1 pseudogene is annotated in these 236 nt (G+C 41.5%); it reads right to left on the bottom strand.

Annotated features, from left to right (window positions below):
* A pseudogene (locus tag ACPYOJ_RS36795) lies at positions 1-236 on the bottom strand (acetyl-CoA C-acetyltransferase); the annotation flags it as partial.

The raw sequence follows: 236 nt of genomic DNA, 5'->3' as shown, positions 1-236 counted from the left end.
CGCCCTGACCGCGTGCAGCACAAATTGAAATAAATCCTTTTCCGCTTCCTTTTTCGTCCAGAAGTTTTGCCAATGTAGCAATGATTCTCCCACCTGTTGCTGCAAAAGGATGAGCTGCGGCAAGACTTCCGCCTTTTACATTAAGTTTATTTCTGTCTATTTTTCCTAATGCTCTTTCAAGTCCGATTTTTTTAGCCAGATCATCATTCTCCCAGATTTTTAAGGTAGCTAAAACC

The organism is Rhizobium sp. SVR5-9E, from assembly GCF_056755095.1.
Note: the sequence above shows the minus strand (reverse complement) of the source record. Positions and strands in the feature narration are given on the sequence as shown.